This window comes from Arsenicicoccus sp. UBA7492 (assembly GCF_002479615.1).
In the GTDB taxonomy this organism is placed as follows: Bacteria; Actinomycetota; Actinomycetes; order Actinomycetales; family Dermatophilaceae; genus Arsenicicoccus; species Arsenicicoccus bolidensis.
The window spans coordinates 129,490-156,476 of record NZ_DLOE01000057.1; the positions used below are offsets into that span (position 1 = coordinate 129,490).

19 protein-coding genes are annotated in these 26,987 nt (G+C 71.1%); 9 read left to right on the forward strand and 10 right to left on the reverse strand.

The genetic code is table 11. The annotated features are described in order from the left end of the window. Positions 1-59: 59 nt before the first annotated feature. From B4E97_RS17180 to B4E97_RS17195, 4 genes are all read left to right on the forward strand, one after another. Positions 60-833 (forward strand): (Fe-S)-binding protein, encoded by a 774-nt coding sequence (locus B4E97_RS17180; protein ID WP_239261743.1) that lies wholly within the window; start codon positions 60-62, stop codon positions 831-833. Next, positions 830-2,473 (forward strand): lactate utilization protein B, encoded by a 1,644-nt coding sequence (locus B4E97_RS17185; RefSeq protein ID WP_029211198.1) that lies wholly within the window; start codon positions 830-832, stop codon positions 2,471-2,473. Before B4E97_RS17180 ends, B4E97_RS17185 begins: the two co-directional genes overlap by 4 nt. Next, the gene (locus tag B4E97_RS17190; RefSeq protein ID WP_029211197.1) at positions 2,470-3,114 is read left to right on the forward strand and encodes a LutC/YkgG family protein; all 645 of its coding nucleotides are present in this window, start codon (positions 2,470-2,472) and stop codon (positions 3,112-3,114) included. Before B4E97_RS17185 ends, B4E97_RS17190 begins: the two co-directional genes overlap by 4 nt. Before the next feature lie 219 nt (positions 3,115-3,333). Next, complete coding sequence (locus B4E97_RS17195; protein WP_286955857.1) at positions 3,334-4,818, forward strand: M20/M25/M40 family metallo-hydrolase; 1,485 nt, start codon at positions 3,334-3,336, stop codon at positions 4,816-4,818. Between the two features lie 169 nt (positions 4,819-4,987). Here B4E97_RS17195 and dapB read toward each other — a convergent pair whose 3' ends face one another. Next, the gene (dapB, locus tag B4E97_RS17200; protein ID WP_029211195.1) at positions 4,988-5,737 is read right to left on the reverse strand and encodes a 4-hydroxy-tetrahydrodipicolinate reductase; all 750 of its coding nucleotides are present in this window, start codon (positions 5,735-5,737) and stop codon (positions 4,988-4,990) included. Positions 5,738-5,878: 141 nt separating this feature from the next. On the opposite strand from dapB, the gene B4E97_RS17205 reads away from it, so the two are divergent. After that, positions 5,879-8,689: an FAD-binding and (Fe-S)-binding domain-containing protein gene (locus B4E97_RS17205; protein WP_029211194.1), complete on the forward strand. Its 2,811-nt coding sequence runs from the start codon at positions 5,879-5,881 to the stop codon at positions 8,687-8,689. Between the two features lie 124 nt (positions 8,690-8,813). On the opposite strand, the gene B4E97_RS17210 is transcribed toward B4E97_RS17205, so the two are convergent. The 4 genes from B4E97_RS17210 to rpsO form a co-directional block, all read right to left on the reverse strand. Further along, positions 8,814-9,818: a YihY/virulence factor BrkB family protein gene (locus B4E97_RS17210; protein ID WP_286955855.1), complete on the reverse strand. Its 1,005-nt coding sequence runs from the start codon at positions 9,816-9,818 to the stop codon at positions 8,814-8,816. An 86-nt stretch (positions 9,819-9,904) separates the two neighbouring features. Further along, a complete protein-coding gene (locus tag B4E97_RS19210; protein ID WP_084412607.1) occupies positions 9,905-10,297 on the reverse strand; it encodes a DUF3072 domain-containing protein in 393 nt (130 codons plus the stop codon). Positions 10,298-10,431: 134 nt separating this feature from the next. Next, the gene (locus B4E97_RS17220) at positions 10,432-12,963 is read right to left on the reverse strand and encodes a polyribonucleotide nucleotidyltransferase (RefSeq protein WP_286960943.1); all 2,532 of its coding nucleotides are present in this window, start codon (positions 12,961-12,963) and stop codon (positions 10,432-10,434) included. A gap of 192 nt (positions 12,964-13,155) precedes the next feature. Next, entirely contained in the window at positions 13,156-13,425 is a 270-nt protein-coding gene (rpsO, locus tag B4E97_RS17225) for a 30S ribosomal protein S15 (protein WP_019284216.1), read from the reverse strand. A gap of 318 nt (positions 13,426-13,743) precedes the next feature. Between rpsO and B4E97_RS17230 the strand changes: the two genes are divergently transcribed. After that, the gene (locus B4E97_RS17230) at positions 13,744-16,134 is read left to right on the forward strand and encodes a putative bifunctional diguanylate cyclase/phosphodiesterase (RefSeq protein WP_286956335.1); all 2,391 of its coding nucleotides are present in this window, start codon (positions 13,744-13,746) and stop codon (positions 16,132-16,134) included. Between the two features lie 100 nt (positions 16,135-16,234). Here B4E97_RS17230 and lpdA read toward each other — a convergent pair whose 3' ends face one another. Further along, a complete protein-coding gene (gene lpdA / locus B4E97_RS17235) occupies positions 16,235-17,632 on the reverse strand; it encodes a dihydrolipoyl dehydrogenase (protein WP_286960944.1) in 1,398 nt (465 codons plus the stop codon). A 206-nt stretch (positions 17,633-17,838) separates the two neighbouring features. On the opposite strand from lpdA, the gene B4E97_RS17240 reads away from it, so the two are divergent. The 3 genes from B4E97_RS17240 (at position 17,839) to B4E97_RS17250 (ending at position 20,948) form a co-directional block, all read left to right on the forward strand. Next, complete coding sequence (locus B4E97_RS17240; protein ID WP_029211188.1) at positions 17,839-20,103, forward strand: carbon starvation CstA family protein; 2,265 nt, start codon at positions 17,839-17,841, stop codon at positions 20,101-20,103. A gap of 13 nt (positions 20,104-20,116) precedes the next feature. Continuing rightward, positions 20,117-20,308: a YbdD/YjiX family protein gene (locus B4E97_RS17245; protein ID WP_019284212.1), complete on the forward strand. Its 192-nt coding sequence runs from the start codon at positions 20,117-20,119 to the stop codon at positions 20,306-20,308. 64 nt (positions 20,309-20,372) lie between these two features. Beyond that, the gene (locus B4E97_RS17250) at positions 20,373-20,948 is read left to right on the forward strand and encodes a MarR family winged helix-turn-helix transcriptional regulator (RefSeq protein ID WP_286956344.1); all 576 of its coding nucleotides are present in this window, start codon (positions 20,373-20,375) and stop codon (positions 20,946-20,948) included. A 7-nt stretch (positions 20,949-20,955) separates the two neighbouring features. On the opposite strand, the gene ndk is transcribed toward B4E97_RS17250, so the two are convergent. From ndk to ileS, 4 genes are all read right to left on the reverse strand, one after another. Next, positions 20,956-21,393 (reverse strand): nucleoside-diphosphate kinase, encoded by a 438-nt coding sequence (ndk, locus tag B4E97_RS17255; protein WP_286956347.1) that lies wholly within the window; start codon positions 21,391-21,393, stop codon positions 20,956-20,958. A gap of 286 nt (positions 21,394-21,679) precedes the next feature. Beyond that, complete coding sequence (locus B4E97_RS17260; protein ID WP_029211185.1) at positions 21,680-22,093, reverse strand: DUF4233 domain-containing protein; 414 nt, start codon at positions 22,091-22,093, stop codon at positions 21,680-21,682. Continuing rightward, on the reverse strand, positions 22,090-23,532 hold the full coding sequence (locus tag B4E97_RS17265; RefSeq protein ID WP_051274061.1) for a bifunctional folylpolyglutamate synthase/dihydrofolate synthase: 1,443 nt from the start codon (positions 23,530-23,532) through the stop codon (positions 22,090-22,092). The genes B4E97_RS17260 and B4E97_RS17265 overlap by 4 nt, the downstream gene beginning before the upstream one ends. A gap of 92 nt (positions 23,533-23,624) precedes the next feature. Then, positions 23,625-26,954, reverse strand: coding sequence for an isoleucine--tRNA ligase (gene ileS, locus B4E97_RS17270; protein ID WP_286960945.1), 3,330 nt, complete (start codon positions 26,952-26,954; stop codon positions 23,625-23,627). Between the last annotated feature and the right edge of the window lie 33 nt (positions 26,955-26,987).

Genomic DNA, 26,987 nt, shown 5'->3' on the forward strand with positions numbered 1-26,987 from the left:
CCGGCGAGCGGGCGGGCGGGGTCCGTCATACCGTCGAAGAACCCACCGAGGGAGGCACGATGACCACCAGACCGGGCGAGGGCAAGACCGTCGCGCTGTTCGCCACCTGCGTCAACGACACCATGTATCCCAGCACGCCCAAGGCCGTGGTCCGGCTGCTGGAGCGGCTGGGGTGCGAGGTCGTCTTCCCGCGCGAGCAGACCTGCTGCGGGCAGATGTTCACCAACACCGGCTACCTCGACGAGGCGCTGCCGACGGTCCACACCTTCCTCGCGGCGTTCGAGCGCTACGACTACGTCGTGGGCCCGTCGGGCTCGTGCATCGGGTCCGTCCGCGAGCAGCACCCGATGCTGGCGGAGCGGGAGGGCAGCACCGAGCTGCAGCGCCGCGTGGCCGACGTCGTGGCCAAGACCTACGACCTGCCCGAGCTGCTCGTCGACGTCCTCGGGGTCACCGACGTGGGCGCCTACTTCCCGCACCGGGTCACCTACCACCCGACCTGCCACTCCCTGCGCATCACCAAGGTCGGGGACCGCCCCTACCAGCTGCTGCGCGCGGTCCGGGGCATCGACCTGGTCGAGCTGCCGGACGCCGACCGCTGCTGCGGCTTCGGCGGCACCTTCGCGCTCAAGAACTCCGACGTCTCGGTCGCGATGACCGCCGACAAGGCCCGCCACATCGCCGACACCGACGCCGAGTACGTCATCGCCGGCGACAACAGCTGCCTCATGAGCATCGGCGGCGTGCTCGCCCGCCAGCGCACCGGCATCCGCACCATCCATCTGGCCGAGGTGCTCGCCAGCACCGAGGAGTCCATGGAGGAGCTCGTATGACGAAGCCCGCCCACCGCCTCACCCCCGCGCCGCCCACGGGCGAGCTCGTCGACTCACCGCCCTTCCCGGCCGCGGCGCGCCGAGAGCTCGCGAACCCCGTGCAGCGCAAGAACCTCCACCACGCGATGACCACCATCCGCGACAAGCGCGCCCGCGTCGTCGCCGAGCGCCCCGACTGGGAGCAGATGCGGGTGGCCGGCGAGGAGATCAAGGACCGCACCCTGCGGCACCTCGACCACTACCTGCTGCAGCTCGAGGAGTCCCTCACCCGCGCCGGCACGACCGTCCACTGGGCGAGCGACGCCGAGGAGGCCAACCGGATCATCGTCGGCCTGGTGCGCGACGCCCTGCGCGACGAGCCGCCCCAGGTGGACCCCGAGGGGCGTCAGGTCCCCCCGGAGGTGGTCAAGGTCAAGTCCATGGCCACCCAGGAGATCGAGATGAACGAGGCCCTCGAGGCCGCGGGCATCGCCGCCTGGGAGACCGACCTGGCCGAGCTCATCGTGCAGCTGGGGCACGACCGCCCCTCGCACTTCCTCGTCCCCGCCATCCACCGCAACCGCGCCGAGGTCCGCGAGATCTTCCTCGACGAGATGGCGGACTACGGGCGACCGGCTCCGGACGACCTGGACACCGAGCCAGCCCACCTCGCGGGTGCCGCCCGCCTGCACCTGCGGGAGAAGTTCCTGCGGGCCAAGGTCGCGATCTCCGGCGCGAACTTCGCCGTGGCCGAGACGGGCACGCTGTGCGTGGTCGAGTCCGAGGGCAACGGCCGCATGTGCCTCACCCTCCCCGAGACGCTGATCTCGGTCGTCGGGATCGAGAAGGTCGTGCCGACCTTCGCCGACCTCGAGGTCTTCCTGCAGCTGCTCCCCCGGTCCTCGACGGCCGAGCGGATGAACCCCTACACCTCGCTGTGGACGGGGCCGACGCCCGGCGACGGACCGCAGCAGATGCACGTCGTCCTGCTCGACAATGGGCGCACCACGGTGCTGGCCGACGACTTCGGGCGCACCGCGCTGCGCTGCATCCGCTGCTCGGCCTGCCTCAACGTGTGCCCCGTCTACGAGAAGGTCGGCGGCCACGCCTACGGCTCGGTCTATCCCGGGCCGATCGGCGCCGTGCTGACGCCGCAGCTCCGCGGCACGGCCTCCGCCGTCGACCGGTCGCTGCCGTACGCCTCCTCGCTGTGCGGCGCCTGTTTCGACGTGTGCCCGGTGCGCATCGACATACCGAAGATGCTGGTCCACATGCGCGGCAAGGTCGTCGAGGCCAAGAAGGCCGACCGGATGCCGCACTCCGAGGCCGGCGTGATGCGGACGGCGTCGTGGATGATGGCCGACCACCGCCGCTGGGGCGCCGCCATGAAGGGCTCCGGCCTGGCGGGGCGCGTGCTGGGGTCGCGGTTCGACCACTTCGGGACGCTGCCGTGGCCGGCGTCGAAGTGGACCAACGCGCGGGACGTGCAGATGCTGCCGACGGAGTCCTTCCGCGACTGGTGGGCCCGCGAGCGCGGTGACGGCGACCAGCCGGCCGGGGACCCCGCCGACCGTGGGCGCGACCCGTCCACCGATGCCCACCGGGCGTCCGACCAGCGTGCCCACGGCAGCACCGAGCAGCCCGAGGGAGAGCAGCGATGAGCAGGGAGCAGATCCTGGAGCGGGTGCGGGCGGCGCTGGCGGACGTGCCGCGCTCGACGCCCGAGGCCGACGTCCCGGTGGCGTGGGAGTACGCCCGTCCGACGCCGGTGGACGACCTGCTCGGCCGGTTCGTGGAGCGGGTCGAGGACTACAAGGCCGTCGTGGAGCGGTGCGCCGCGGACGAGGTCGGGGCCCGCGTGACCGCAGCCCTGCAGCGCCACGGCGTCGACACGGTCGTGCTCCCCGACGGGCTCGACGAGGGGTGGCGGGCCGCGATCGCGTCCGCCGGTCTGTCGCTGCTCGAGGACGCCGACCTGACGGCTGCCCAGCTCAACGCCGTCGACGCGGTGGTGACGGGTGCGTCCGTGGGTGTGGCCGAGACGGGCACGATCATGCTTGACCACGGTCCCGACCAGGGTCGCCGAGCCCTGTCGCTTGTGCCGGACGTGCACGTCTGCGTCGTGCGAGCGGACCAGGTCGTGTCGGACGTGCCCGAGGCGGTGGCCCGGCTCACCGAGGCGGCCCACGCCGGTCGCCCGCTCACCTGGATCAGCGGGCCGAGCGCCACCAGCGACATCGAGCTGTCCCGCGTCGAGGGCGTCCACGGCCCGCGGACCCTGCACGTCCTCCTCACCTCCTGACCTACCTCAGGTAGGCACATCCGCCCGGCTTCGCACGCCAGGTCGATGTGCCCGCCTGAGGTAGGAACATCCGCCCGGGTTGGCACGGCGCCGCGACGCGAGCAGCGCGTGTTCCCAGGGGAATCCCAGGTGCAGGAGGCCTCCCCGACTCACGAGTAGCCCCCTAGGGTCGGGCGGACCGGGGCCACGACGGCGTGGCTCCCCGCCTCTGGAGGACCTATGCACACCCGCCGAGCCCTCACCCTGAGCCTGGCGACAGCCACCGCTGTCGCCACCGTCGCAGCACCCGCGGCCCACGCCGACCCCAAGCCCCGCACCCCCTCGGACCTCGCCGCGCGGGTCGACCCCGGCGCCGTGGTCTCCCACCTCAGCGCCTTCGAGCGCATCGCCATGGCCTCGCAGGGCCGTCGCGCCGCCGGCGAGCGCGGCTACGAGCTGTCCGCGCAGTATGTCGAGAAGCAGCTGCGCGGCGCGGGCTTCACGCCTCGCCGCCAGTACTTCGAGTTCACCTACGACTCGGTCGTCTCCACCTCGCTCAACGAGCTCTCACCGACCGCTCGGGCGGTCACCCACACCCCCTTCTCCTACAGCCCGAGCACCCCCAAGGCCGGGGTGCAGGCCCAGCTCGTGACGCCCAGCACCGCCACCGGCTGCTCCGCCGCCGAGTGGGACGGGGTCGTCGCAACCGCCAAGATCGCGCTCGTCTCCCGGGGCACGTGCACCTTCGGCGAGAAGGCCAAGGCCGCCAAGGCCGCGGGCGCCGCCGCCATCCTCATCTACAACAACGCCCCCGGTCCGCTCAACGGCACCCTCGGCGGGCCGTCCGACGACTACGCCCCGGCCACCGGCATCACCAAGGCGGACGGCGACGCGCTGCTGGCCGACATGGTCAAGGGGCCGGTCCAGATGAGCTTCGTCCTGGACAAGATCATCGAGAAGCGCCGGACCTTCAACGTCCTCGCCGAGACCAAGGGCGGATCGGCCGACGACGTGCTGATGGTCGGGGCCCACCTCGACGGCGTCCAGCAGGGGCCCGGCATCAACGACAACGCCAGCGGCTCGGCCACGGTCCTCGAGGTGGCCAAGCAGGCCAACCAGCTCAAGAAGCCCGCGCACAAGATCCGCTTCGCCTGGTGGGGCGCCGAGGAGCTCGGGCTGCTCGGGTCCGAGCACTACGTCAAGGACCTGCAGGACAACGACGTGGACTCCCTGGTCAAGATCAACGGCTACCTCAACTTCGACATGCTGGCGTCGCCCAACTACATCATCGGCGTCTACGACTCGACGCAGGCGTGGATGCCGCAGGGGTCCGCCCGTCTGCAGCGGGCGTTCACCGGCTACTTCGACGACCGCGGCCAGCCCTACGTCGCGGCGCCGATGCAGGGCGGCTCCGACCAGCTGCCGTTCCTCGAGGCGGGAGTGCCCGTCGGCGGCCTCTTCACCGGTGCGGGCGGTCTCAAGACTGCGCAGGAGGCCACGCTCTTCGGCGGGACCGCCGGCGTCGCCTACGACCCCGGCTACCACACCGCGCAGGACACCCTGCGCAACGCCAACAAGGCGGCCCTCGCGATCAACGTCAAGGCCGTGGCGCACGCCGTGGGCACGCTGGCGCTGGGCGAGCCCGGCTCCGCCAAGAAGGGCAAGAACGGCAAGAAGCACCTCCGCACCTCGGCGACCCCGACCACCACGGTCGCGCGTCGCTGATCCGAGCCGGCAGGGATCCGAGCCAGCAGGGATCAGAGCCAGCAGGGATCAGAGCCAGCAGGGATCCGAGCCAGCATTGCCCGCGCCTCCGGTGATCGGGGGTGCGGGTCCTGTGCCGTATGCCGCCCCGCCCGCCGCAGGACTCGGCGCCGCGGCGGCGGACCCGCTGTCAGAGACCGAGGTAGTGCTCGAGCCCGACCGTCACGCCCGGGTGGGAACCGACCTGGCGCACGCCCTCGACCACGCCCGGCATGAACGACACGCGGTCGAACGAGTCGTGGCGGATCGTCAGCTGCTCCCCCTCGGCGCCGAAGAGCACCTCCTGGTGCGCGACCAGGCCGCGCAGCCGCACGGAGTGGACCGGCACGCCGTGCACGCGCGCCCCGCGAGCGCCGTCGGGGTCCTGCTCCGTCGCGTCGGGCACCTCTCCGAGCCCCGCCTCGGAGCGCGCGGCGCCGATCAGGTCGGCCGTCCGCGCGGCCGTGCCCGACGGGGCGTCGACCTTGCGTGGGTGGTGCAGCTCGATCACCTCGACGGACTCGTAGAAGCGGGCCGCCCGCTCGACGAAGGCCATCATGAGGATGGCGCCGATGGCGAAGTTGGGGGCGATGAGCACGCCGGTCCCGTCCGGGGCCGCGGCCACCTGGCCGCGCAGCGCCTCCAGGCGGGACTCGCTCCAGCCCGTCGTGCCCACGACGACGTGGACCCCCTGCGCGACGCAGTGCGCGACGTTGGCGGGCGAGGCGTCCGGCAGCGAGAACTCCACGACCACGTCCGCGCCGGCGAGATCTCCCAGGTCGTCCCCCACGTCGAAGCGGCCGACCAGCTCGAGCCCCTCGGCGGCCTCGACCGCGTCGCAGACGGTGGAACCCATGCGCCCGGAGGCGCCGATGACAGAGACCAGGATGTTGTCGCTCACGGCGTCCACCCTAGGCGCCGGTGGCGTGGCGCGCCGGGTGCGCCCACGCCCGCCCGCGCGCCGAACCGACGCCTCGGGCCGGGGCGGACGTCATACGCGGCCTAGAGTAGTAGGACCACAACGACGAGGAGGTCGGCCCCGATGACCGTCACGACCAGCACCCTGGACAGCACCCTCGGCCCGATCACCTCGCGACGCCTCGTCGACCGGGTGTCCAAGGCGCACGACGCGTCGCACTACCTGCTGACGCCGCAGGCCGTGGTGACCGCCCGCAGCGTCGACGACGTCGCCCGCACCCTCGCGGCCGCCCGCGCCGACGGCGTGCCCGTGACCTTCCGCTCCGGCGGGACGAGCCTGTCCGGGCAGGCCCTCTCGGACGGCATCCTGCTCGACACCCGCACCCACTTCCGCGGCGTCGAGGTGCTCGACGGCGGCGAGCGCGTCCGCTGCCAGCCAGGCGCGACCCTGCGCTCCGTCAACGGTCACCTGGCGCGGCACCGACGCCGCCTGGGTCCGGACCCGGCCAGCGAGATCGCCTGCACCGTGGGCGGGGTCGTCGCCAACAACTCCTCGGGCATGCAGTGCGGCACCGAGCTCAACACCTACCGCACCCTCGACTCGCTGGTCCTCGTCCTGCCCAGCGGCACGATCGTCGACACGAGCGCGCCTGGCGCGGACGACCGGCTGCGCCGCGACGAGCCGGCGCTGTGGGAGGGCCTGCTCGCCCTGCGCGACCGGGTCCGCGGCAACCCCGAGTCGCTCGCCCGCATCGCCCACCAGTACTCCATGAAGAACACCATGGGCTACGGCCTCAACTCCTTCGTCGACCACGACGAGCCGGTGCGGATCCTCGAGCACCTCGTCGTCGGGTCCGAGGGCACCCTCGGCTGGGTGGCGGAGGCGACCTTCCGGACCGTGCCCATCAGCCCGTATGCCGCCACCGCCCTGCTCGTGGTCGACGAGATCGGCCAGGCCACCGACGCGCTCGGCGACCTCGTCGGGGCCGGCGCCAAGGCCCTGGAGCTGCTGGACGCCGCTTCGCTGCGGGTGGTCCAGCAGTACCCCGAGGCAGGTCCGGAGCTCTCGGGTCTGGACGTGGACCGGCACGCCGCCCTGCTGGTCGAGGCCACGACCGACGACAGCGCCGAGCTCGACCGTCGCATCACCGACCTCGACGCGGTGGTGGCCGACCTGGGGCTCCCCCACCGGGCCAGCTTCACCCGCGACGCCCGCGAGCGCGCCGCCCTGTGGCACCTGCGCAAGGGGCTCTACACCTCGGTCGCGGGCGCCCGCCCGCAGGGCACGACCAACCTGCTGGAGGACATCGCGGTCCCGCTGGCGTCGCTGAGCGCCACGGTCGCGGACCTGACCGAGTCCTTCCGCCGCCACGGCTACGGCGACGCCGTCACCTTCGGGCACGCCAAGGACGGCAACCTGCACTTCATGATCAACCCACGCCTGGACGACCCGGCCGCGCTCGAGACCTACGAGGCGTTCACGGAGGAGATGGTGTCCCTGGTCCTCGGGCACGAGGGCACGCTCAAGGCCGAGCACGGCACCGGACGGATCATGGCGCCCTACGTCCGTCGGCAGTTCGGCGACGAGCTCTATGCCGTCATGCAGGAGGTCAAGCGTCTCGCCGACCCGACGGGCCTGCTCAACCCCGGCACGCTGCTCGACGACGACCCTGGCGCCCACCTGCGCCACCTCAAGACCATGCCCGCGGTCGACCCGGCCGTCGACCGCTGCGTGGAGTGCGGCTACTGCGAGCCGGTCTGCCCCTCACGGGATCTCACCACCACGCCGCGTCGGCGCATCACGCTGCTGCGCGACCTCGGGCGGCTGCCGGCCGACCAGGCGGCCGAGCTCCGTGAGGCCTACGACTACGAGGCGGTCGACACGTGCGCCGTCGACTCGCTGTGCGTCAAGGCCTGCCCGGTCGGCATCGACACCGGCCTGTTCATGAAGTCCTTCCGCGCCGAGCGTCACGCGCCGAGGACCCAGCGGGGCGGCATCCGGCTGGCCGAGGGCTGGGGCACCACGATGACGACCCTGCGGGCCGCCCTCGCCGTGGCCGACACGGTGCCCGGACCGGTCAAGGCCGCCCTGTCGGGCGCCGCGCGACGTGTCCTCGACCCGGACCTCGTGCCGCTGGTCGGCAGCGACCTGCCCGGCCGCGGGCCACGCCGGCCCGCTCCCCAGCACCCGACGGGCGCGGCGTTCGTCTACTTCTCCTCGTGCCTCGGCTCGCTGTTCGCGCCCTCGGACGAGTCGACCGACGCGGGGGTCGTCGACGCGTTCTTCGCCCTGACCCGCCGGGCCGGGCTGGACGCCGTCGTGCCCGACGAGCTGCAGGGCCTGTGCTGCGGCACGCCGTGGGTCTCCAAGGGCCTCACCGAGGGAGCGGACGCCATGTCCCGCAAGGTCTTTCGCGCTCTGTGGCGCGCCACGGACGAGGGCCGCCTGCCCGTCGTCTGCGACGCCGCGTCGTGCACCCACGGCCTCGTGGACCTCGCCCACCACCTCCCGGCCGAGGACGCCGAGCGGTGGGGTCGGGTGCGGGTGATCGACGCCGTGTCGTATGTCGCCCAAGAGGTCCTGCCTCGCGTGGAGGTCGCGGACCCGCTGGGCACCGTCGCCGTCCACCCGACCTGCTCGACCGTGCACCTCGGCGTGGTCGACGACCTGGTCACGTGCGCCCAGGCCGCCGCGCGGGAGGTCGTGGTCCCCGTCGACTGGGGGTGCTGCGGCTTCGCCGGTGACCGCGGGATGCTGCACCCCGAGCTCACGGCATCGGCCACCCGCGTCGAGGCGCACGAGCTGGAGGGGCGGTCCTTCGACGCCTACGTCTCGGCCAACCGCGCCTGCGAGCTCGGGATGTCCCGCGCCACCGGGCACACCTACCGCCACGTCCTGGAGGTGCTGGCCGAGCACGTCCCGGGCTGCCGCTGACGTCTGAGTCTCCGGCGGCGCCGAGCCTGCGACCGCGTCGAGACATCGGGGCTACTCCTGGTGGTCAGGGCCACCAGAAGTAGCCCCGATCCCAGCTCTGGACCGGTCGGCTACCCAGGCTCGGCTACTCGGAGCCGTAGTACTCGTCCTCCATGTCCTTGAGCGACCTCTCGAAGGACACGTCGACCTGCTGGAACCCCTTGAGCCGGTTGGCGTTGACCAGGCCCTCGTAGTACTTCTTGTCGGCCTCGGTCAGGTCCACGTCGTCGGTGAAGACCGTGAGCAGCGCCCGGGGCCACAGCCGCTTGGCCAGGACCACGTTGAGCTCGATCGCCATGACGACGCCGCACGCCGCCAGGAAGCCCCAGCCCATCAGGCCGAGGACCAGCGCGAACACGCCATAGGCGTCGCTGGACCCCTTGACCACGAAGGACACGTAGGCCGTACCGACGGTCTGCAGCGTCTGCCACCACGCGGCCGCGGCCAGCGCCCCGGGGATGGAGCGGCGCCACCGCATCGGGTGGGCCGTGGCGATGCGAAAGATCAGCAGGAAGATCCCGCCGTTGAGCGCCACGGCGAGCCCGGTCAGCAGGTAGGCCCCGGCCGACCCCAGGTCGAGGCCGTAGGCCGACGCCGAGCTGCCGATGCCCGAGATGACGGTCGTGACGAGGAGGAACAGTCCCGCGGTGACGATCAGCAGGACCGACCGCCCCCGCGACACGAAGGGGTTGGGCCGCTGGTTACGGGGCACCGCCCAGCACACGTTGAGGGCGTTCTGCAGCGCCTGGCCGACCCCGAGGGCGCCATACAGCGCGACCAGCAGACCGATGGCGATGGCCTTCCAGTCCCCTTGCAGCCCTTGGGTGCTCAGCTGGGTGCCGATGACCGGGAACTGGCTCAGCGCCGACTCGAGCAGCCGCTGCTCGAGCTCGGGCCGGTCCTGCAGGACGAAGCCGAGGACCGAGGACAGCAGCAGCAGGAGCGGGAAGAACGATAGGAAGCCGTAGTAGGTGATCAGCGCCCCGAGGTAGGGGCCCTGGTCGTCGAAGAACTTGTAGATCACCGCCAGCGGGAAACCGATGCCGCGATGCCGCCGCTGGAACCGATCGACCCTGTCCACGAACGACATCCGCGCTCCCTCCGTCGGAGGACATTCTGCCCCGGAACGCGCTGGTCCTCCTGCCGAGGGCCCCCTGTCTCGACCCGTGGTGCCGGTCAGGGCTGCTGACGGCCCTGCTGGTCGCGTCCGGTGGCGGCCTGGAGGCGGTCGATGTGCTCGGACGCCTCGGCCTTGGTGAGGTCGGCGGGGATCTGCTCCCCCGCCTGCCGCGCCAGCGAGTCGAGGTAGGACTTCTGGGCGTCGGTCGCCGGCTGGTCGCCGGTCACCCAGTCGTCGGGGTCCTTGACCGGGCCGTCCGTGGGTCCGGTCCCGGCTCCGAGCATCTCGCCGCCGTCGACGCCGGTCTGCTCGGCCCCGGTCTGGTCCGAGGCCGGGCCGCGCTGGCCGCGCTCGGCGTCCGTGGGCACCTCCTCGGCGGCGGGAGGGGCCTCGTCCAGCGGCGGCTCCTGCAGGGGCGGGATCTGGTTGGTGGGGTCCTGTGCGCTCATGGCGGGCGGCATACCCACCGAGGTCGCCTCACCAAACCGTCTGCTCACCTGGTGGGCAGGTATGCCGGAGGGCCGGTCACCCCGTGCGGGGTGACCGGCCCTCCGGTGCACAGCAGAGGCGCTCAGGCCGTGGCTCAGGCGTCCTCGGACGAGGCCGGGGCCTCGCCGTGAGACTCGCTGGCCGCGGCGAGCTGGTCGGACTCGGGCGTGCCCTGGCCCTCCTCGACGTCGCTGCGGCGGCGACGGGTGCGCGAGCGGGGGCGGCGGTCGCCGTCGCCCTCGCCACGCTCGTCGGACCGCTCGCGACGGGGACCGCGGTCACCGTTGCGCTCGCCACCACGGTCGCCGTTGCGGTCACCACGGTCTCCACCGCGGTCGCTACGCTCGCCACCACGGTCGCTCCGCTCCGGGCGGGACGACTTGGACTCCTCGGCAGCGGCGGCGTTGGCGGCCTCCTGCTCCTCGGTGAGGACGGCACCCAGCGAGAGCTTGCCGCGCGGGTCGACCTCCTTGAGCTCGACCTGGACCTTCTGGCCCACGGCGAGGACGTCCTCGACCGCGTCGATGCGCTTGCCGCCGACGAGCTTGCGCACCTCGGAGATGTGCAGCAGGCCGTCCTTGCCCGGCAGCAGCGACACGAACGCGCCGAAGGTCGTGGTCTTGACGACCGTCCCCAGGAAGCGCTCGCCCACCTCGGGCATCTGCGGGTTGGCGATGGCGTTGACGGCCGCGCGGGCCGCCTCGGCCGACGGACCGTCGGTCGCGCCGATGTAGACCGTGCCGTCGTCCTCGATGGAGATGTCGGCGCCGGTCTCCTCCTGGATCTGGTTGATCATCTTGCCCTTGGGCCCGATGACCTCGCCGATCTTGTCGACGGGGACCTGCACGGCGATGACGCGCGGGGCGTAGGGGCTCATCTCGTCCGGCACGTCGATGGCCTCGGCCATGACGTCCAGGATGTGCAGGCGAGCGTCGCGGGCCTGGGTGAGCGCGCCACCGAGCACCGAGGCGGGGATGCCGTCGAGCTTGGTGTCGAGCTGGATGGCCGTGACGAACTCCTTGGTGCCGGCGACCTTGAAGTCCATGTCGCCGAAGGCGTCCTCGGCACCGAGGATGTCGGTGAGCGCGGCGTACTGCGTCTCGCCGTCGATCTCGGCGGAGACCAGGCCCATCGCGATGCCCGCGACGGCGGCGCGCAACGGCACACCGGCGTTGAGCAGCGACAGGGTGGACGCGCAGACCGAGCCCATCGAGGTCGAGCCGTTGGAGCCGAGGGCCTCGGACACCTGACGGATCGCGTAGGGGAACTCCTCGCGGGTCGGCAGCACCGGCATGAGCGCGCGCTCGGCGAGGGCGCCGTGGCCGATCTCGCGACGCTTGGGCGAGCCCACGCGGCCGGTCTCGCCGGTGGAGAACGGCGGGAAGTTGTAGTTGTGCATGTAGCGCTTGCGCGAGACGGGCGACAGCGAGTCGATCTGCTGCTCCATGCGGAGCATGTTGAGCGTGGTCACGCCCATGATCTGGGTCTCGCCGCGCTCGAAGATCGCGGAGCCGTGCACGCGGGGCAGGACCTCGACCTCGGCGGACAGGGCGCGGATGTCCGCGAGCCCACGGCCGTCGATGCGGACCTTGTCGCGCAGGATGCGCTCGCGGACGAGCTTCTTCTGCACGGCGCGGTAGGCCGCGGAGATCTCCTTCTCACGCCCGTGCAGCGGCTGGTGCTCGGCACCCAGCTCGCCCTTGAGGCGGTCCTTGAGCGCGTCGAGCTTGTCCTCGCGCTCCTGCTTGCCGGCGATGGCCAGCAGGTCCTTGAGCTCGGCCTCGGCGGCCTCGGCGACGGCCGAGTAGGCGTCGTCCTCGTAGTCGAGGAAGATCGGGAAGTCCTGGACCGGCTTGGCGGCCTGCGCGGCCAGCTCGGCCTGCGCGGTGCACAGCACGTCGATGAACTTCTTGGCGGCCTCGAGGCCCTCGGCGACGACCTCCTCGGTCGGCGCCTGCTTGCCCTCGGTCTTGACGAGGTCCCAGGTGTTGTCGGTGGACTCGGCCTCGACCATCATGATGGCGACGTCGTCCTGGCCGTCCTTGGTGGTGACCTTGCGACCGGCCACGACCATGTCGAACACCGAGCGCTCGATGTCGGAGAAGTTGGGGAACGCGACCCACTGGCCGTCGATCAGCGAGACGCGGACGCCACCGATCGGGCCGGAGAAGGGCAGGCCGGAGATCTGCGTGGACGCGGACGCCGCGTTGATGGCGAGCACGTCGTACTGGTGGTCGGGGTGCATCGACAGGACCGTGATGACGACCTGGACCTCGTTGCGCAGACCCTTCTTGAAGGTCGGGCGCAGGGGGCGGTCGATCAGGCGGCAGGTGAGGATCGCGTCGGTGCCGGGGCGGCCCTCGCGACGGAAGAACGAGCCGGGGATGCGGCCCGCGGCATACATGCGCTCCTCGACGTCGACCGTGAGGGGGAAGAAGTCGAACTGGTCCTTGGGGGACTTGCCGGCGACCGTGGTCGACAGCAGGGTGGTCTCGTCGTCGAGGTAGGCGGTCACGGAGCCGCCGGCCTGCTTGGCGAGGCGGCCGGTCTCGAACCGGATCGTGCGGGTACCGAACCGACCGTTGTCGATCGTGGCCTCGGTGAACGTGATGTCTGGACCCTCCATGGGTCCTCCTTGTCTTCGCTTCGTCGCTGACCACATCGTCGTTGTGCGGCAGCGTGTCTTCGATCGGTGCGTGCGCGGCGTCTGACGCCGCCACTCACGATACGGGCTTATGAAGTTGTCATCTCGCAGGTACGCCGGAGGGAGCGGTCCCCTGATCACTCAGGAGCCGCTCCCTCCGGTGCACGACGAGAGTTATCGACGCAGACCCAGACGCTTGATCAGCGCACGGTAGCGCTCGATGTCGGTCGCCTCGAGGTAGCGCAGCATGCGCTTGCGACGGCCGACGAGCAGCAGCAGACCACGACGGGAGTGGTGGTCGTGCTTGTGCGCCCGCGAGTGCTCGGTGAGGTCCTTGATGCGCTGCGTCAGCATCGCGATCTGCACCTCGGGGGAGCCGGTGTCGCCCTCGTGCGTGGCGTACTCGGTCATGATGGTCTTCTTGACGTCTGCTTCCAACGGCATGGAGCGACTCCTTCTCCTAGCAGCGCGGTGCCCCCGGGCTCATTCCGAGGGCGCTCTTGATCCGCGGCCGGTCCACGGCAGAGACCCACGTTACCAGCCGTGCTCATGCGGCCCTAATCGGGCGGTCGTCCCGTATGACGCTCCCGGGCGCCCTGGACGGGCCCGTCTCCCTGCAGCGTGTAGCACACCGCGCACGCTCGGTGATGACTATAGTTACTTTCGACCCGCAGGGGGATGAAACGGGATGTGCCGGGAAGACCCCGCACGTGTCCCACCAGCCCCACCAGTCCGGTTCCGACCCGCACCGACAGGCCACCCATGACCAGCGCGATCCCCGAGGTGATGAACACCGCCGTCGGTGACCGCTCGGCGACCGGGCACGCACCGCCGCCCCCCTGGGCGAACACCCCGGCCTATCGCGCCTACACCGTGGTGGCGGCGGCCCTCGGGGTGGCGTCCTTCGCACTCACCCTGCGATTCCCCGGCCAGGTGCTCCCCACGTCCACCGCCTACGTCGCAGGGTGCGTGATCGTCCTCGTGGTGGTGGTCACGCTCATCCTGCGCGGCGTCCGCGTGCCCGGGACGCTCGTCGGGGACCTGCCGGAGGCACTGCTCACCACCCCCCTGCTCGTGGTCGCCCCGCACTGGGGGTACGTCTCCGCCACCTGCGCGGTCACGCTGTGGACCTGCCTGCGCTGGCGCATCACCGCGCTCGACACCACCTTCAACGTCGGCATCGCCGCGGTCTCCAGCGGCACCGCGACCGGCGTCTACCACCTCGCCGGCGGCGCCGCACCGTTCGCGATGACCTGGCACGTGCTGCTCGCCGCGCTGGCCGGCGTCCTCGCGCAGTACGTCCTCAGCGAGGTCGCCGTCTGGATCGGCTGCGTCCTCGACGGCAAGCGCGAGCACGCCCCGACGCTCACCAGCTCCGTCACGCGGGTCGTGCCGCAGCTCATGGCCATCGGGCTCGCGTCGTGCTCTGTCGCGCTCGGCGCCCAGGGCACCTTGCTGGGGGCGCTGCTCGGCCACGCCCTGCTCGCCATCGTCCTCGTGCACCTGTCCGTCCAGGGGCGGTCGGCCAACCAGCGCTGGATCGCCGAGCAGCTCTACACCGCCAGCGAGCGGCTCCGCGGCCAGAGCGAGGTGGACGACGTCCCGCAGGTCCTCGCCGACGAGCTCGCGGCGCTGTGGCAGACCCACGAGTGGACCGTCACCGAGCAGCCCAGCCGGGGACAGGAGGCCTATCGCATCACGGGCGACCGGTACATCGCCCTCGCGCCGGGACGCGCCGTCCTGCCCGGACCCACCCGGCAGGCGTCGGCCGCGCTCGTGGAGACGGCTGCGGACGTCATGCGCTCGCTCGAGTTCGAGCGTGAGCTGCGCAGGCGCGCCACCCGGGACGCCCTGACCGGGCTGGGCAACCGTCACCGGTTGTGGGACGCGCTCGACGAGCGCCTGCCGGCCGCAGGCCGGGGCGCCCCCCTGGCGCTCATGTCGCTCGACCTGGACACCTTCAAGGCCATCAACGACACCTACGGTCACGTCGTCGGGGACCACCTGCTCAGCGCCGTGGCGCAACGACTCACCGAGCACTGCGGACCCGACGACGTCCTCGCCCGCATGGCCGGCGACGAGTTCGTCATCCTGTGCGACGCCCCTGAGCCGGGCGAGGCCGTGCGCCGTGCCCACGGGCTGCAGCACGCCATCTCCGAGCCGTTCACCCTCGACCAGAACGTGCTCAACGTGACCTGCTCCATCGGGGTGCACCACGTCTCGCAGCCCACCACGCGCGCCAACGCCCTGTCCGCGGCCGACGCGGCGCTGACCCGCGCCAAGAAGTCCGGCCGCGGCACCGTCACCATGGCCACCCAGGAGATCGTGCTCGAGGCGCGCCGCCTGCTGCGCCTCGACGCCGAGCTGCGCGCCGCCATGCACCACGGCGAGTTCACCCTGCACTACCAGCCGATCGTGGAGGCGGCCAGCGGCGAGACCTTCGCGGTCGAGGCCCTGCTCCGCTGGGAGCGCGACGGCGTCATGCAGATGAGCCCCGGGGACTTCGTGCCCTACGCCGAGGAGTCCGGGCTCATCTCGACGATCGGCCTGTGGGTGATGCGCCGCGCCTGCCTGCAGGTCAACGCCTGGAACCGCGCGAACCGCCCGGACCGGCCGCTGCGGGTGACCGTCAACATCTCGACGGTCCACATCGCCCAGCCCACCTTCGTCGACGACGTCCGGCAGATCCTCGAGGAGACCGGGTTCCCGCCCGAGCTGCTCATCCTCGAGGTGACCGAGACCTTCGCGACCCTCGACCTCGCGGCCTCCGTGTGCATCGGCAACGCGCTGAGCGAGGTGGGCGTCTCGCTCTGGCTCGACGACTTCGGGACGGGCTACTCCTCCCTGGAGTACCTCCGCCAGCTCCCCGTGGAGGTCGTCAAGCTGGACCGGTCCTTCCTCACGGACATCAGCAGCGACGCGAGCGCCCGGCGCTTCATCGCCTCGATCGTGCAGCTCTGCCGCTCGATCGGGCGCGAGCCCCTCGCCGAGGGGGTGGAGCAGGAGCAGCAGCGCAAGGTCCTGCTCGACCTGGGCTGCTCGGCGATGCAGGGCTACCTGTTCGCCCGTCCCGTCCCCATCGAGCACCTCGTCGACGCCGTCCGGCCGTCCGGCCAGCACTCCCGCGACGCCGGCGGCGGCCGCAGCGCCTGAGCCTGGGCCTGAGCCCCAGCCCGTATGCCGGGAGGCGGGTCCCCGCGATGGGGCGACCCGCCTCCCGGCATACGGCATCCGGCCCGTGAGGGCCGACCCGTCAGAGGTTGATCATGTGACCCGCGATGCCGTGCAGGGCCTCCTTGACCGCCTCGCCCAGCGTCGGGTGGGCGAAGACCACGCGCGATGCCTCGTCGGCGGTGAGGTCCCAGGTCTGGGCGACGTTGAGCGCCGGGAGGAGCTCGGTGACGTCCGGGCCGATCAGGTGGGCGCCGAGGATCTCGTTGTACTTGGCGTCGGCGACGATCTTGACGAAGCCGACCGCGTCGCCGAGGCCCATGGCCTTGCCGTTGGCGGAGAACGGGAAGGACGCGGTCTTGACCTCGTGGCCGGCGTCCTTGGCCTGCTGCTCCGACAGGCCCATGGAGCCGATCTGCGGGTGGCAGTAGGTGGCTCGCGGGATGAAGCGGTAGTCGATCGGCATCGTCTCGGCGCCGGCGATGGTCTCGGCGGCGACGATGCCCTGGGCCTCGGCGACGTGGGCGAGCATCAGCTTGGCGGTGACGTCACCGATGGCGTAGACGCCGTCGACGTTGGTGCGCAGGTAGTCGTCGACCTCGATCGCGCCGCGCTCGGTGAGCGTGACGCCCACGGCGTCCAGGCCGTAGCCCTCGGTGCGCGGGGCGAAGCCGATGGCGGACAGGAGCTTGTCGGCCTCGAGGACCTGCTGGTCGCCGCCCTTGGCCGGGCTGACCGTGACCTTGACGCCGGAGCCGGTGTCCTCCACGGACTCGACCTTGGTGCCGAGCATGACCTTGACGCCGAGCTTCTTGTAGTGCTTGAGCAGCTCCTTGGACACGTCCGCGTCCTCGGTCGGGACCATGCGGTCCAGGAACTCCACGATCGTCACGTCGACGCCGAAGTTCTTCATGACATAGGCGAACTCGACGCCGATGGCGCCGGACCCGGCGATGATGATCGAGCCGGGGAGCTCGTCGGTGAGGATCTGCTCCTCGTAGGTCACGACGTTCTTGGAGACCTCGACGCCGGGGAGCATGCGGGTCACCGCGCCGGCCGCGATGATCAGGTTGTCGAAGCTGATGCTCTTGCTGGAGCCGTCCTCGGCCTTGACGTCCATCGACCTCGGCCCGGTCAGGGTGCCCCAGCCGTCGATCTCGGTGATCTTGTTCTTCTTCATCAGGAAGTGGACACCCTTGACGATGCCCGCGGACACCTGGCGGCTGCGCGCGTGGGTGGGGCCGTAGGACATCGTGGCGTCGCCCTCGATGCCGTACTTCTTCTTGTCGTGCTGCAGGGTGTGCGCCAGCTCGGCGTTCTTGAGCAGCGCCTTGGACGGGATGCACCCGACGTTGAGGCACACACCGCCCCAGTACTTCTTCTCGACGACCGCGACCTTCTTGCCGAGCTGAGCCGCTCGGATCGCCGCGACATAACCACCGGGGCCTGCACCCAGGACCACCACATCGAAGTCAGCCATGGGTCCTACCCTACCCATTCCGCGCAGGGCGTCGTCGTGCCTCGCGGTGCATAACGATCCACCACCATTGGGGCTCGATGACCCGCGTGGTCCTACCTCTGCGGGGTGCCAGGTCGCTAGCGTCACGAGCGGGCGTCCGCCGCCCATCACTCCCCCGACCACCCTCCAGGGCAGCCGGAGCACATCGAGAAAGACAGGAAACCCGGATGACCGTCACCGACGACCGCGTCCGCGCCGTGCGGAACGATCCCGACCTGCCCCCCGTGGCCGTCGAGGAGCCGTTCAGCCCGTCGCCCGTCAAGAAGGGCGTCCTCGCCCTCATCGCCCTGGCTGCCGCCATCGGCTGGGTCATGCTGGCCCTGGTGCGCGGCGAGCACGTCAACGCCGTCTGGTTCGTGCTCGCGGCCGTCGGCAGCTATGTCATCGCCCTCACGTTCTACGCCCGGCTGATCGAGTACAAGGTCCTGCGGCCGCGCGACACCCGCGCCACCCCGGCCGAGGAGCTGAGCAACGGCAAGGACTTCATGCCGACCGACCGTCGGGTGCTGTTCGGCCACCACTTCGCCGCGATCGCCGGCGCCGGCCCGCTCGTCGGGCCGGTCCTGGCCTCGCAGATGGGCTACCTGCCCGGCACGCTGTGGATCATCCTCGGCGTCGTCTTCGCCGGCGCCGTCCAGGACTACATGGTCCTGCACATCTCCATCCGTCGCCGGGGGCGCTCGCTCGGCCAGATGGCCCGCGACGAGCTCGGCCCGATCGGCGGCTGGGCCGCCATCCTCGGCGTGCTCTCCATCATGATCATCCTCATCGCCGTCCTCGGCATCGTGGTCATCGGTGCCCTCGCCGAGTCGCCGTGGGGCGTGTTCTCCATCGCCATGACCATCCCGATCGCGCTCCTCATGGGCGTCTACCTGCGGTTCCTGCGACCTGGCAAGGTCAACGAGGTCTCGGTCATCGGCGTGGCCCTGCTCCTGCTCGCCGTCGTCTCCGGGTCCTGGGTCGCCGACTCCGCCTGGGGCGCCTCGCTGTTCACCCTGTCCCCGCGGGCGCTCGCGCTGTGGCTCTGCGTCTACGGCTTCGCGGCCTCCGTGCTGCCGGTGTGGCTGCTCCTCGCGCCGCGTGACTACCTCTCGACCTTCATGAAGGTCGGCACCATCGGGGTCCTCGCCCTCGGCATCGTCTTCACCGCCCCGCAGATCCAGATGCCCGCGGTGACGCAGTTCGCCCACACCGGGACCGGACCGGCCTTCGCCGGCAACCTGTTCCCGTTCCTGTTCATCACCATCGCCTGCGGGTCCATCTCGGGCTTCCACGCGCTCATCAGCTCCGGCACGACGCCCAAGCTGATCGAGAAGGAGTCGCAGGCCCGGATCATCGGCTACGGCGGCATGCTGACCGAGTCGTTCGTCGCGATCATGGCGCTCATCACCGCCTGCATCCTCGACCAGCACCTGTACTTCGTCATGAATGCGCCCAAGGGCGTCACCGGCGGCACCCCCGAGACCGCGGCGGCGTGGGCCAACACCCTGCCGCTGCACTCCCCCGGCGGCGGGGCGCTCGAGCCCGCCACCGCCGGCAAGATCGCCCAGGCGGCGGCGGACGTCCAGGAGAAGTCCATCGTCTCTCGCACGGGCGGCGCTCCGACGCTGGCCTTCGGGATGTCGCAGGTCATGTCCTTCTTCGGCGGCGCCGGCATGAAGGCCTTCTGGTACCACTTCGCCGTGATGTTCGAGGCGCTGTTCATCCTCACGACCATCGACGCCGGCACCCGTGTCGCCCGCTTCATGTTCTCCGACGCGATCGGCAACATCCCCGGCCTGGGGAAGTTCAAGGACCCGTCCTGGCGCGTCGGTGCCTGGGTCTGCTCGGCGATCGTCGTCATCGGCTGGGGCTCGATCCTGGTCATGGGCGTCACCGACCCGCTCGGCGGCATCAACACGCTGTTCCCGCTCTTCGGCATCGCCAACCAGCTGCTCGCCTGCATCGCCCTGTGCCTGGTCTTCACCGTCGTGATGAAGATGGGGCTGTTCCGCTGGGCCTGGATCCCGGGCCTGCCGCTCGTGTGGCTGCTGACGGTGACGCTCTCGGCGTCGTACCAGAAGATCTTCAGCAGCAACCCCGCCATCGGCTACTGGGCCAACCACGACAAGTACGTCAAGGCCCACGAGGCGGGCAAGGTCGTCGCCCCCGCGAAGTCGGCCGGCGACATGGAGGCCGTCATCCGCAACACGGTCGTCCAGGAGGTGCTCTCGGTCCTATTCGCGGTCCTCGTGATCATGGTCGTCGTCGCGACCATCTGGACCGCGATCAAGGCGTTCCGCGCCGGCGGTCTCCCCACGAGCGAGGAGGAGGACGTCCCGTCCCGTATCTTCGCCCCCAAGGGCTTCCTGCCGACCCCCGCGGAGAAGGCGGTCTACGCTGAGTGGAAGGCCGCTGGCCTCGACCCCTCACCCCAGGGTGTCCACCACTGACGGAGGGCATCACGTGCAGACGCTCGGCAAGACTCTCAGCACCGCCCGGTGGTACTGGCGTGGCGTGACCGGCGCGGACGCCTACGAGCGCTACGTCGACCACCTGCGTCGGACCCACCCCGGTGCCCCGATCCCCACGGAGCGGGACTTCTGGCGGCAGAAGTACGCCGACCAGGAGCGCAACCCCACCAGCCGTTGCTGCTGAGCAGCGGCCCCGGCCGACGGCCCGTCACCCGCGAGGGTGGCGGGCCGTCCGGCATACTGGCCCGATGCCTGGGAGCGCACGAGAGTCCGCGTCCGGCCGGCGCACCGCCATGCGCCGGCGCCGGGTCGCGGAGCAGTACACCGCGGACGTCGAGGCCTATGTCGCTGCCGGTGGCGACGAGCTGGTCCAGCGGGTCATCACGGCGGTCAACCGCCTCGCCAAGCAGCTGGACCGGTGGTATGACGCCCAGCTCGTCGACGTGGACCTGACGACCGGCGAGTGGGCCGTCCTGACCCGTCTCGCCACCGCGCGCGGCGAGACGCTGACGCCTAGCCAGCTCGCCGAGCAGACGTCGGTGGCGCCCTCGTCGATGACCCACCGCCTGGACAAGATGGTCGACAAGGGGCTGGTGTCGCGCGACCCCGACCCGGACAACCGCTCGCGCGTGCTGATCACGCTGTCCCGCGCCGGGTGGGAGAAGTTCCGCGAGACCATCCAGGCCGCCGACCTGGTCGAGTCTGACGTGCTCGCCGTCCTCACGCAGGAGCAGCGCCACCAGCTGGCGGCGCTGCTCGACCTGCTCATGGCGGGGATCGACGACCTGGGCGACCCGATGGCCCCGGAGTCGTCGACCGGCTAGAGCGCGCTCAGGTGCCCTGCCCCGCGAACCAGATGCCGATCTCGCGCTCGGCCGACTCCGGGGAGTCCGAGCCGTGGACGATGTTCTTCTGCACGCCCGGGCCCCAGTCGCGCCCGAGGTCGCCGCGGATCGTGCCGGGCGCGGCCTTGGTGGGGTCGGTGGCGCCGGCCAGCGACCGGAAGCCCTCGATGCAGCGGTCGCCCTCGACGACGGCAGCGGTGACGGAGCCGGAGGACATGAACTCCAGCAGCGGCTCGTAGAACGGCTTGCCCTCGTGCTCGGCGTAGTGCTGCGCCAGGCGCTCGCGGTCGGGCGTGAGGATCTGCAGCTGGGCCAGCGTGTAGCCCTTGGCCTCGATGCGGCGCAGCACCTCGCCGGTGAGTCCGCGCTCGAACCCGTCCGGCTTGACGAGGACGAGGGTGCGCTCGGTGGTGGTCTCAGTCATGGCCACACCCTATCGACCGCCCGAGCCCGCCGTCCGCCCCGCCGGCGGCCGAGGCATCGACCGGCCTTCGTCCCCCAGGCGGGTGTGACGAAGGCCGGTCGATCTGCGATCGGTGGCGGCGATCTGCGCTCGGTGGCGGCGTCCGGCGTCGGTGGCGGCATCCGGCGTCGGTGGCGGCGTCCGGCGTCGGTGGCGCGCTGCAGCACGCCACACAGGCTGGGGGCACCCACGCGCGCCAGAACCCGCCATGCACGCGGGAGATCGCCGCGCACGCGTGCGGACGGGCTCAGGTGGCGGAGGTGCCGGTGCTGCGCTCGGCGTCGTGCCGGAGACGTGCCTCGTCCGCGAGGTCGTCGATCTTGCGGCCCTGCACCAGGGCGACGACCCACAGGCCGCAGAAGATCACGAACACCCAGAACATCATCGGGACCACGAGCGCCGACACGAGCGTGGCCAGGTGCAGGAACCAGCCGAGGGTCACGCCCCAGGGGCGACGCAGCATCCCGGCGTCGACGATGCACAGCACCGCCAGGATCGAGCCGGCGACCAGCCAGGTCGTGCCCGATCCTCCCTCGGCGCGGTCCAGCGACATCGCGACCAGCGCGCCGAAGAAGACGACGACCGACTCGGACGCGATGACCGCGGAGAGCAGACGTCGGGTGAGGGCACGCGGGACGCCGTGGAGCATCAGACCCTTCATGCGCTCGTCACCCCCAGGAGCATGCGGGTCTCGGCGGCAGTGGTCACCGAGCCGGTGACCACGACCCCGGCTCCGGCTCCGCCGGCCATGGCGTCGGCCTCGGCGAGCGCCGCGGCCTGCTCGAGCGCGTCCGGCAGGGACTCGACGACCGTGACCCGGTCGTCGCCGAAGATCTCGCGGGCCAGGCGTCCGAGGGCCCTCGGCGAGAGGGCCCGTGGTGACGTCGAGCGCGTGACGACGACCTCGTCGAAGGCCGGCTCCAGCTCCTCGAGGATGCCGAGCACGTCCTTGTCCTCGAGGATCGCGAGGACCCCGACGAGGCGGGTGAAGGCGAACGAGTCGCTGAGCGCGAGGCGCAACGACCGGGCCCCCTGGGGGTTGTGCGCGGCGTCCACGATGACGGTGGGGCTGCGACGCACGATCTCCAGGCGCCCGGGCGAGCTGGCCCGGGCGAAGGCCGCGCGGACGACCTCGGGGTCCAGCGCCTGCTCGCCCCCACCGATGAAGGCCTCGACCGCCGCCACCGCCAGCGCGGCGTTGCCCGCCATGTGCTCGCCGTAGAGGGGAAGGAGGATGTCGGGGTACTCCCCCGCCAGCCCCTTGATCGTGAGGAGCTGGCCCCCGACCGCCTGGTCGCGAGCGACGACCTCGAGCTCCTGCCCGGCCCAGGCGATCTGGGCGCCGACCTGCTCGGCCCGCTCGACCAGGACCTCGACGACCTCGGGCTCCTGCTCGGCGCTGATGGTGATGGCGCCCGCCTTGATGATCCCGGACTTCTCGGAGGCGATGTCCTCCAGGGTGTCGCCGAGGAACTTCTGGTGGTCGATGCCGATCGGGGTGATGACGCTGACCTGACCGTCGGCGACGTTGGTGGCGTCCCAGCTGCCGCCGAGCCCCACCTCGACGACCGCGACATCCACGGGTGCGTCGGCGAAGGCGGCATACGCGACGGCCACGATGACCTCGAAGTAGCCCATGGGCCGGCCGCCCTCGGCGACGCTGCGCCCGTCGACCATCTCGACGAACGGCAGGACGTCGTCGTAGGCCGCGACGAAGCGCTCCGGGCTGATCGGCTGACCGCCGATGGCGATCCGCTCCCGTATGTCGTGCAGGTGCGGCGACGTGAATCGCCCTGTCGTCAGGCCGTGCTCGGTCAGCAGCGTCTCGATCAGCCGGGTGGTGCTCGTCTTGCCGTTGGTGCCCGTCAGGTGGATCACCGGGAACGTCCGCTGCGGGTCGCCGAGCAGCTCCATGACCGCCTGGATGCGGTCGAGCGAGGGGGTGACGTCGTTCTCGGGGATGCGCCCGAGGATGTCCCGCTCGATCTCGCGCATCCGCTTGGCCGTCGCGAGCCGCTCGGCGGCGTCGCGCTGCGCGGCGTCGGGGCGACCGCTGCGGGCCACGGCGCGCTCGCCCGGGCCCAGCGGGTCCAGACCCATCAGCTCGTTGAGGTCCTCGTTGCCCGAGAGGTCGACGGCGTCGTGGCCGTCCATCCCCTCGGCGTCGTCGTGATCGTCATGGCGGTGGTTGTTCACGAGAGCCTCTTCACCAGGATGCGTGCGTGGTAGCCGTCGCCGACCTCGACCTCGGTGACGCCGTCACCGTCGATCGCGAGCAGGTTGGGCGCGGAGCCGAACTGGCTGGCCAGGGTCTCCTCGACGAGCAGGTCCTGGTGGTGGACCGTCGCGTCGTAGACCTCCTGGGCGCCGGTGACCGTCAACGAGATCCGGTCGGACACCTCGAAGCCGGCGTCGCGACGGGCCTGCTGGACGGCGCGGACGAGGTCGCGGGCCACGCCCTCGCGGGCGAGCTCGGGGGTGACCTCGGTGTCGAGGACCACGAAGCCGCCGCCGGGCAGCATGGCGGTCGCGTGGTGGTCCGGGCCGTCGCCGGCGCTCACCGTCTCGAGGGTGAACTCGCCCTCGTGCAGCTCGAGCCCACCGGCGGTGACGACGCCGTCGGCGACGACCGACCAGTCGCCGGACTTCGAGCCCTTGATGGCGCGCTGCACGTCCTTGCCGAGCCGGGGACCGGCCGCGCGCGCGTTGACCGTGAGGCGCTGCGAGATGCCGAAGTCCTCCTCGCTGACCTCACCCACGTCCCGCAGCGTGACCGCGCGGACGTTGACCTCGTCCTTGACGATGTCGGCGAAGGCGGCGAGACCGGCGGCGTCCTCGGTGACCACGGTGAGGTCGGCGAGGGGCAGGCGGACGCGGAGGTTCTGGGCCTTGCGCAGCGAGGACGCCACCGAGCAGATGTCCCGGGCGCGGTCCATGCGCGCGACCAGCTCGTGGTCGCTCGGCAGCTGCGTGGCGTCCGGCCAGTCGGCCAGGTGCACCGAGCGGCCGCCGGTGAGGCCGCGCCAGATCTCCTCGGTGACCAGCGGCAGCAGCGGCGCGCAGGTGCGGGTGACGACCTCGAGGCAGGTGTAGAGCGTGTCGAACGCCTGCGTGGTCGCCTCGCGGTCGGCCCCGCCGGTGTCCCAGAAGCGCTCCCGCGAGCGGCGGACGTACCAGTTCGTCAGCACGTCCAGGAAGCCGCGCATGGTCTCGCAGGCGGACGCGACGTCATACGCGTCCATCTGCTGTTGCATCGCCTCCACGAACTCCCGCAGCTTGGCCAGCAGGTAGCGGTCGAGCAGGTCCGTGGAGCCGGTGGACCAGCGCGCCTCGTAGCCGCGCCCGCCGTCGAAGGCGTTGGCGTAGAGCGTGAAGAAGTACCACGTGTTCCACAGCGGGATGAGGACCTGGCGGACCCCGTCGCGGATGCCCTTCTCGGTGACGATGAGGTTGCCGCCGCGCAGGATCGGGCTGGACATCAGGAACCAGCGCATCGCGTCGGCGCCGTCCCGGTCGAACACCTCCGACACGTCGGGGTAGTTGCGCAGCGACTTGCTCATCTTGGCGCCGTCGGAGCCGAGCACGATGCCGTGGGACACGCAGGAGGAGAACGCCGGTCGGTCGAACAGCGCCGTCGCCAGTACGTGCAGCGTGTAGAACCAGCCGCGGGTCTGACCGATGTACTCGACGATGAAGTCGCCCGGGAAGTGGTGCTCGAACCACTCGGCGTTCTCGAAGGGATAGTGCACCTGGGCGAAGCTCATCGACCCGGAGTCGAACCACACGTCGAGGACGTCCTCGACCCGGCGCATCGTGCTGCGGCCCGTGGGGTCGTCGGGGTTGGGCCGGGTCAGCTCGTCCACGAAGGGACGGTGCAGGTCGGGGTCGCCCTCGTGGTTGCGCGGGACGCGCCCGAAGTCGCGCTCGATCTCCTCGAAGGACCCGTAGACGTCGATGCGCGGGTACTCCGGGTTGTCGGAGCGCCACACGGGAACGGGGCTGCCCCAGAAGCGGTTACGCGTGATCGACCAGTCGCGGGCGTTCTCCAGCCACTTGCCGAACTGACCGTGCTTGATGTGCTCGGGGGTCCACGAGATCTGCTCGTTGAGCTCGAGCATGCGGTCCTTGAACTTCGTGACCTCGACGAACCAGCTCGACACGCCCTTGTAGATCAGGGGCTGCCGGCAGCGCCAGCAGTGCGGGTAGGAGTGGTCGTAGGTCTCGCGGCGCACGAGGACGGTGCCCTCGGTGACCGAGCCGGTCTCGCCCTCGCCGCGCGTCGCGGCCTTGAGGTGGTCGATGACGTGCGGGTTGGCGTCGAAGACGAGCATCCCGGCGTAGTCGACGACGGGGTGGGTGAACTGGCCGTCGGGGCCGACGGGCATGACCGCCTCGATGCCCTCGCGGTCGGTGACGACCTTGTCGTCCTCGCCGAACGCGCCGGCGGTGTGCACGAGCCCCGAGCCGTCGGTGGTCGTGACGAACTCCGCCTCGACGATGCGGAAGGCGTTGGCGTGCCCGAGGTAGTAGGAGAACGGCGGCTGGTAGCGGTGGCCGGCGAGCTCGGACCCCTTGAGCCGCTTGACGACCAGCGACGCGACGTCTCCCTTGGGGTCGCCGGTCAGCTCCCGGGCGTATGACGCCAGCCGGGCCTCGGCGAAGACGTAGCGCTCGCTGCGCCCGGTCGGCACGTCCGACTCGACCACGACGTAGTCGATGTCGCCGCCGACCATGATCGCGAGGTTGGACGGCAGGGTCCACGGCGTGGTGGTCCAGACGACCGCGAGCGCCCCGTCGAGGTCGTCGTCCGGGCCGTCGCCCTCGATCCGCAGGCCCACCGTCACGGCCGGGTCCTGGCGCACCTGGTAGACGTCGTCGTCCATGCGCAGCTCGTGGTTGGACAGCGGGGTCTGGTCGTTCCAGCAGTAGGGCAGGACGCGGAAGCCCTCGTAGACGAGCCCCTTGTCGAAGAGCGTCTTGAACGCCCAGATGACGCTCTCCATGTACTCCGGGTTGAGCGTCTTGTAGTCGTTGTCGAAGTCGACCCAGCGGGCCTGGCGGGTGACGTAGTCCTGCCACTCGTCGGTGAAGGTGAGCACAGACTCGCGGCACTTGGCGTTGAACGCGTCGATGCCGAGCTCGACGATCTCTTCCTTGGTCTTGATGCCGAGCTGGCGCATGGCCTCGAGCTCGGCGGGCAGGCCGTGCGTGTCCCAGCCGAAGCGCCGCTCGACGTGCCGGCCGCGCATCGTCTGGTAGCGCGGGACGATGTCCTTGACGTAGCCCGTCAGCAGGTGGCCGTAGTGCGGCAGGCCGTTGGCGAACGGCGGCCCGTCGTAGAAGACGAACTCGTTGGCACCGTCCTCACCCACCGGGCGGTTGGCCACCGACGCCTGGAAGGTGCCGTCCTGGTCCCAGTAGCGCAGGATGCGCTCCTCGATCTCCGGGAAGCGCGGGCTCGAGACCACGCCGGACGGTGCGGCGGGCAGCTGCGGATCGGTGGAGACCTGGGGATAGGTCATGGGTGGGGCTCCCTGGGGACGAGTCACGGTGAT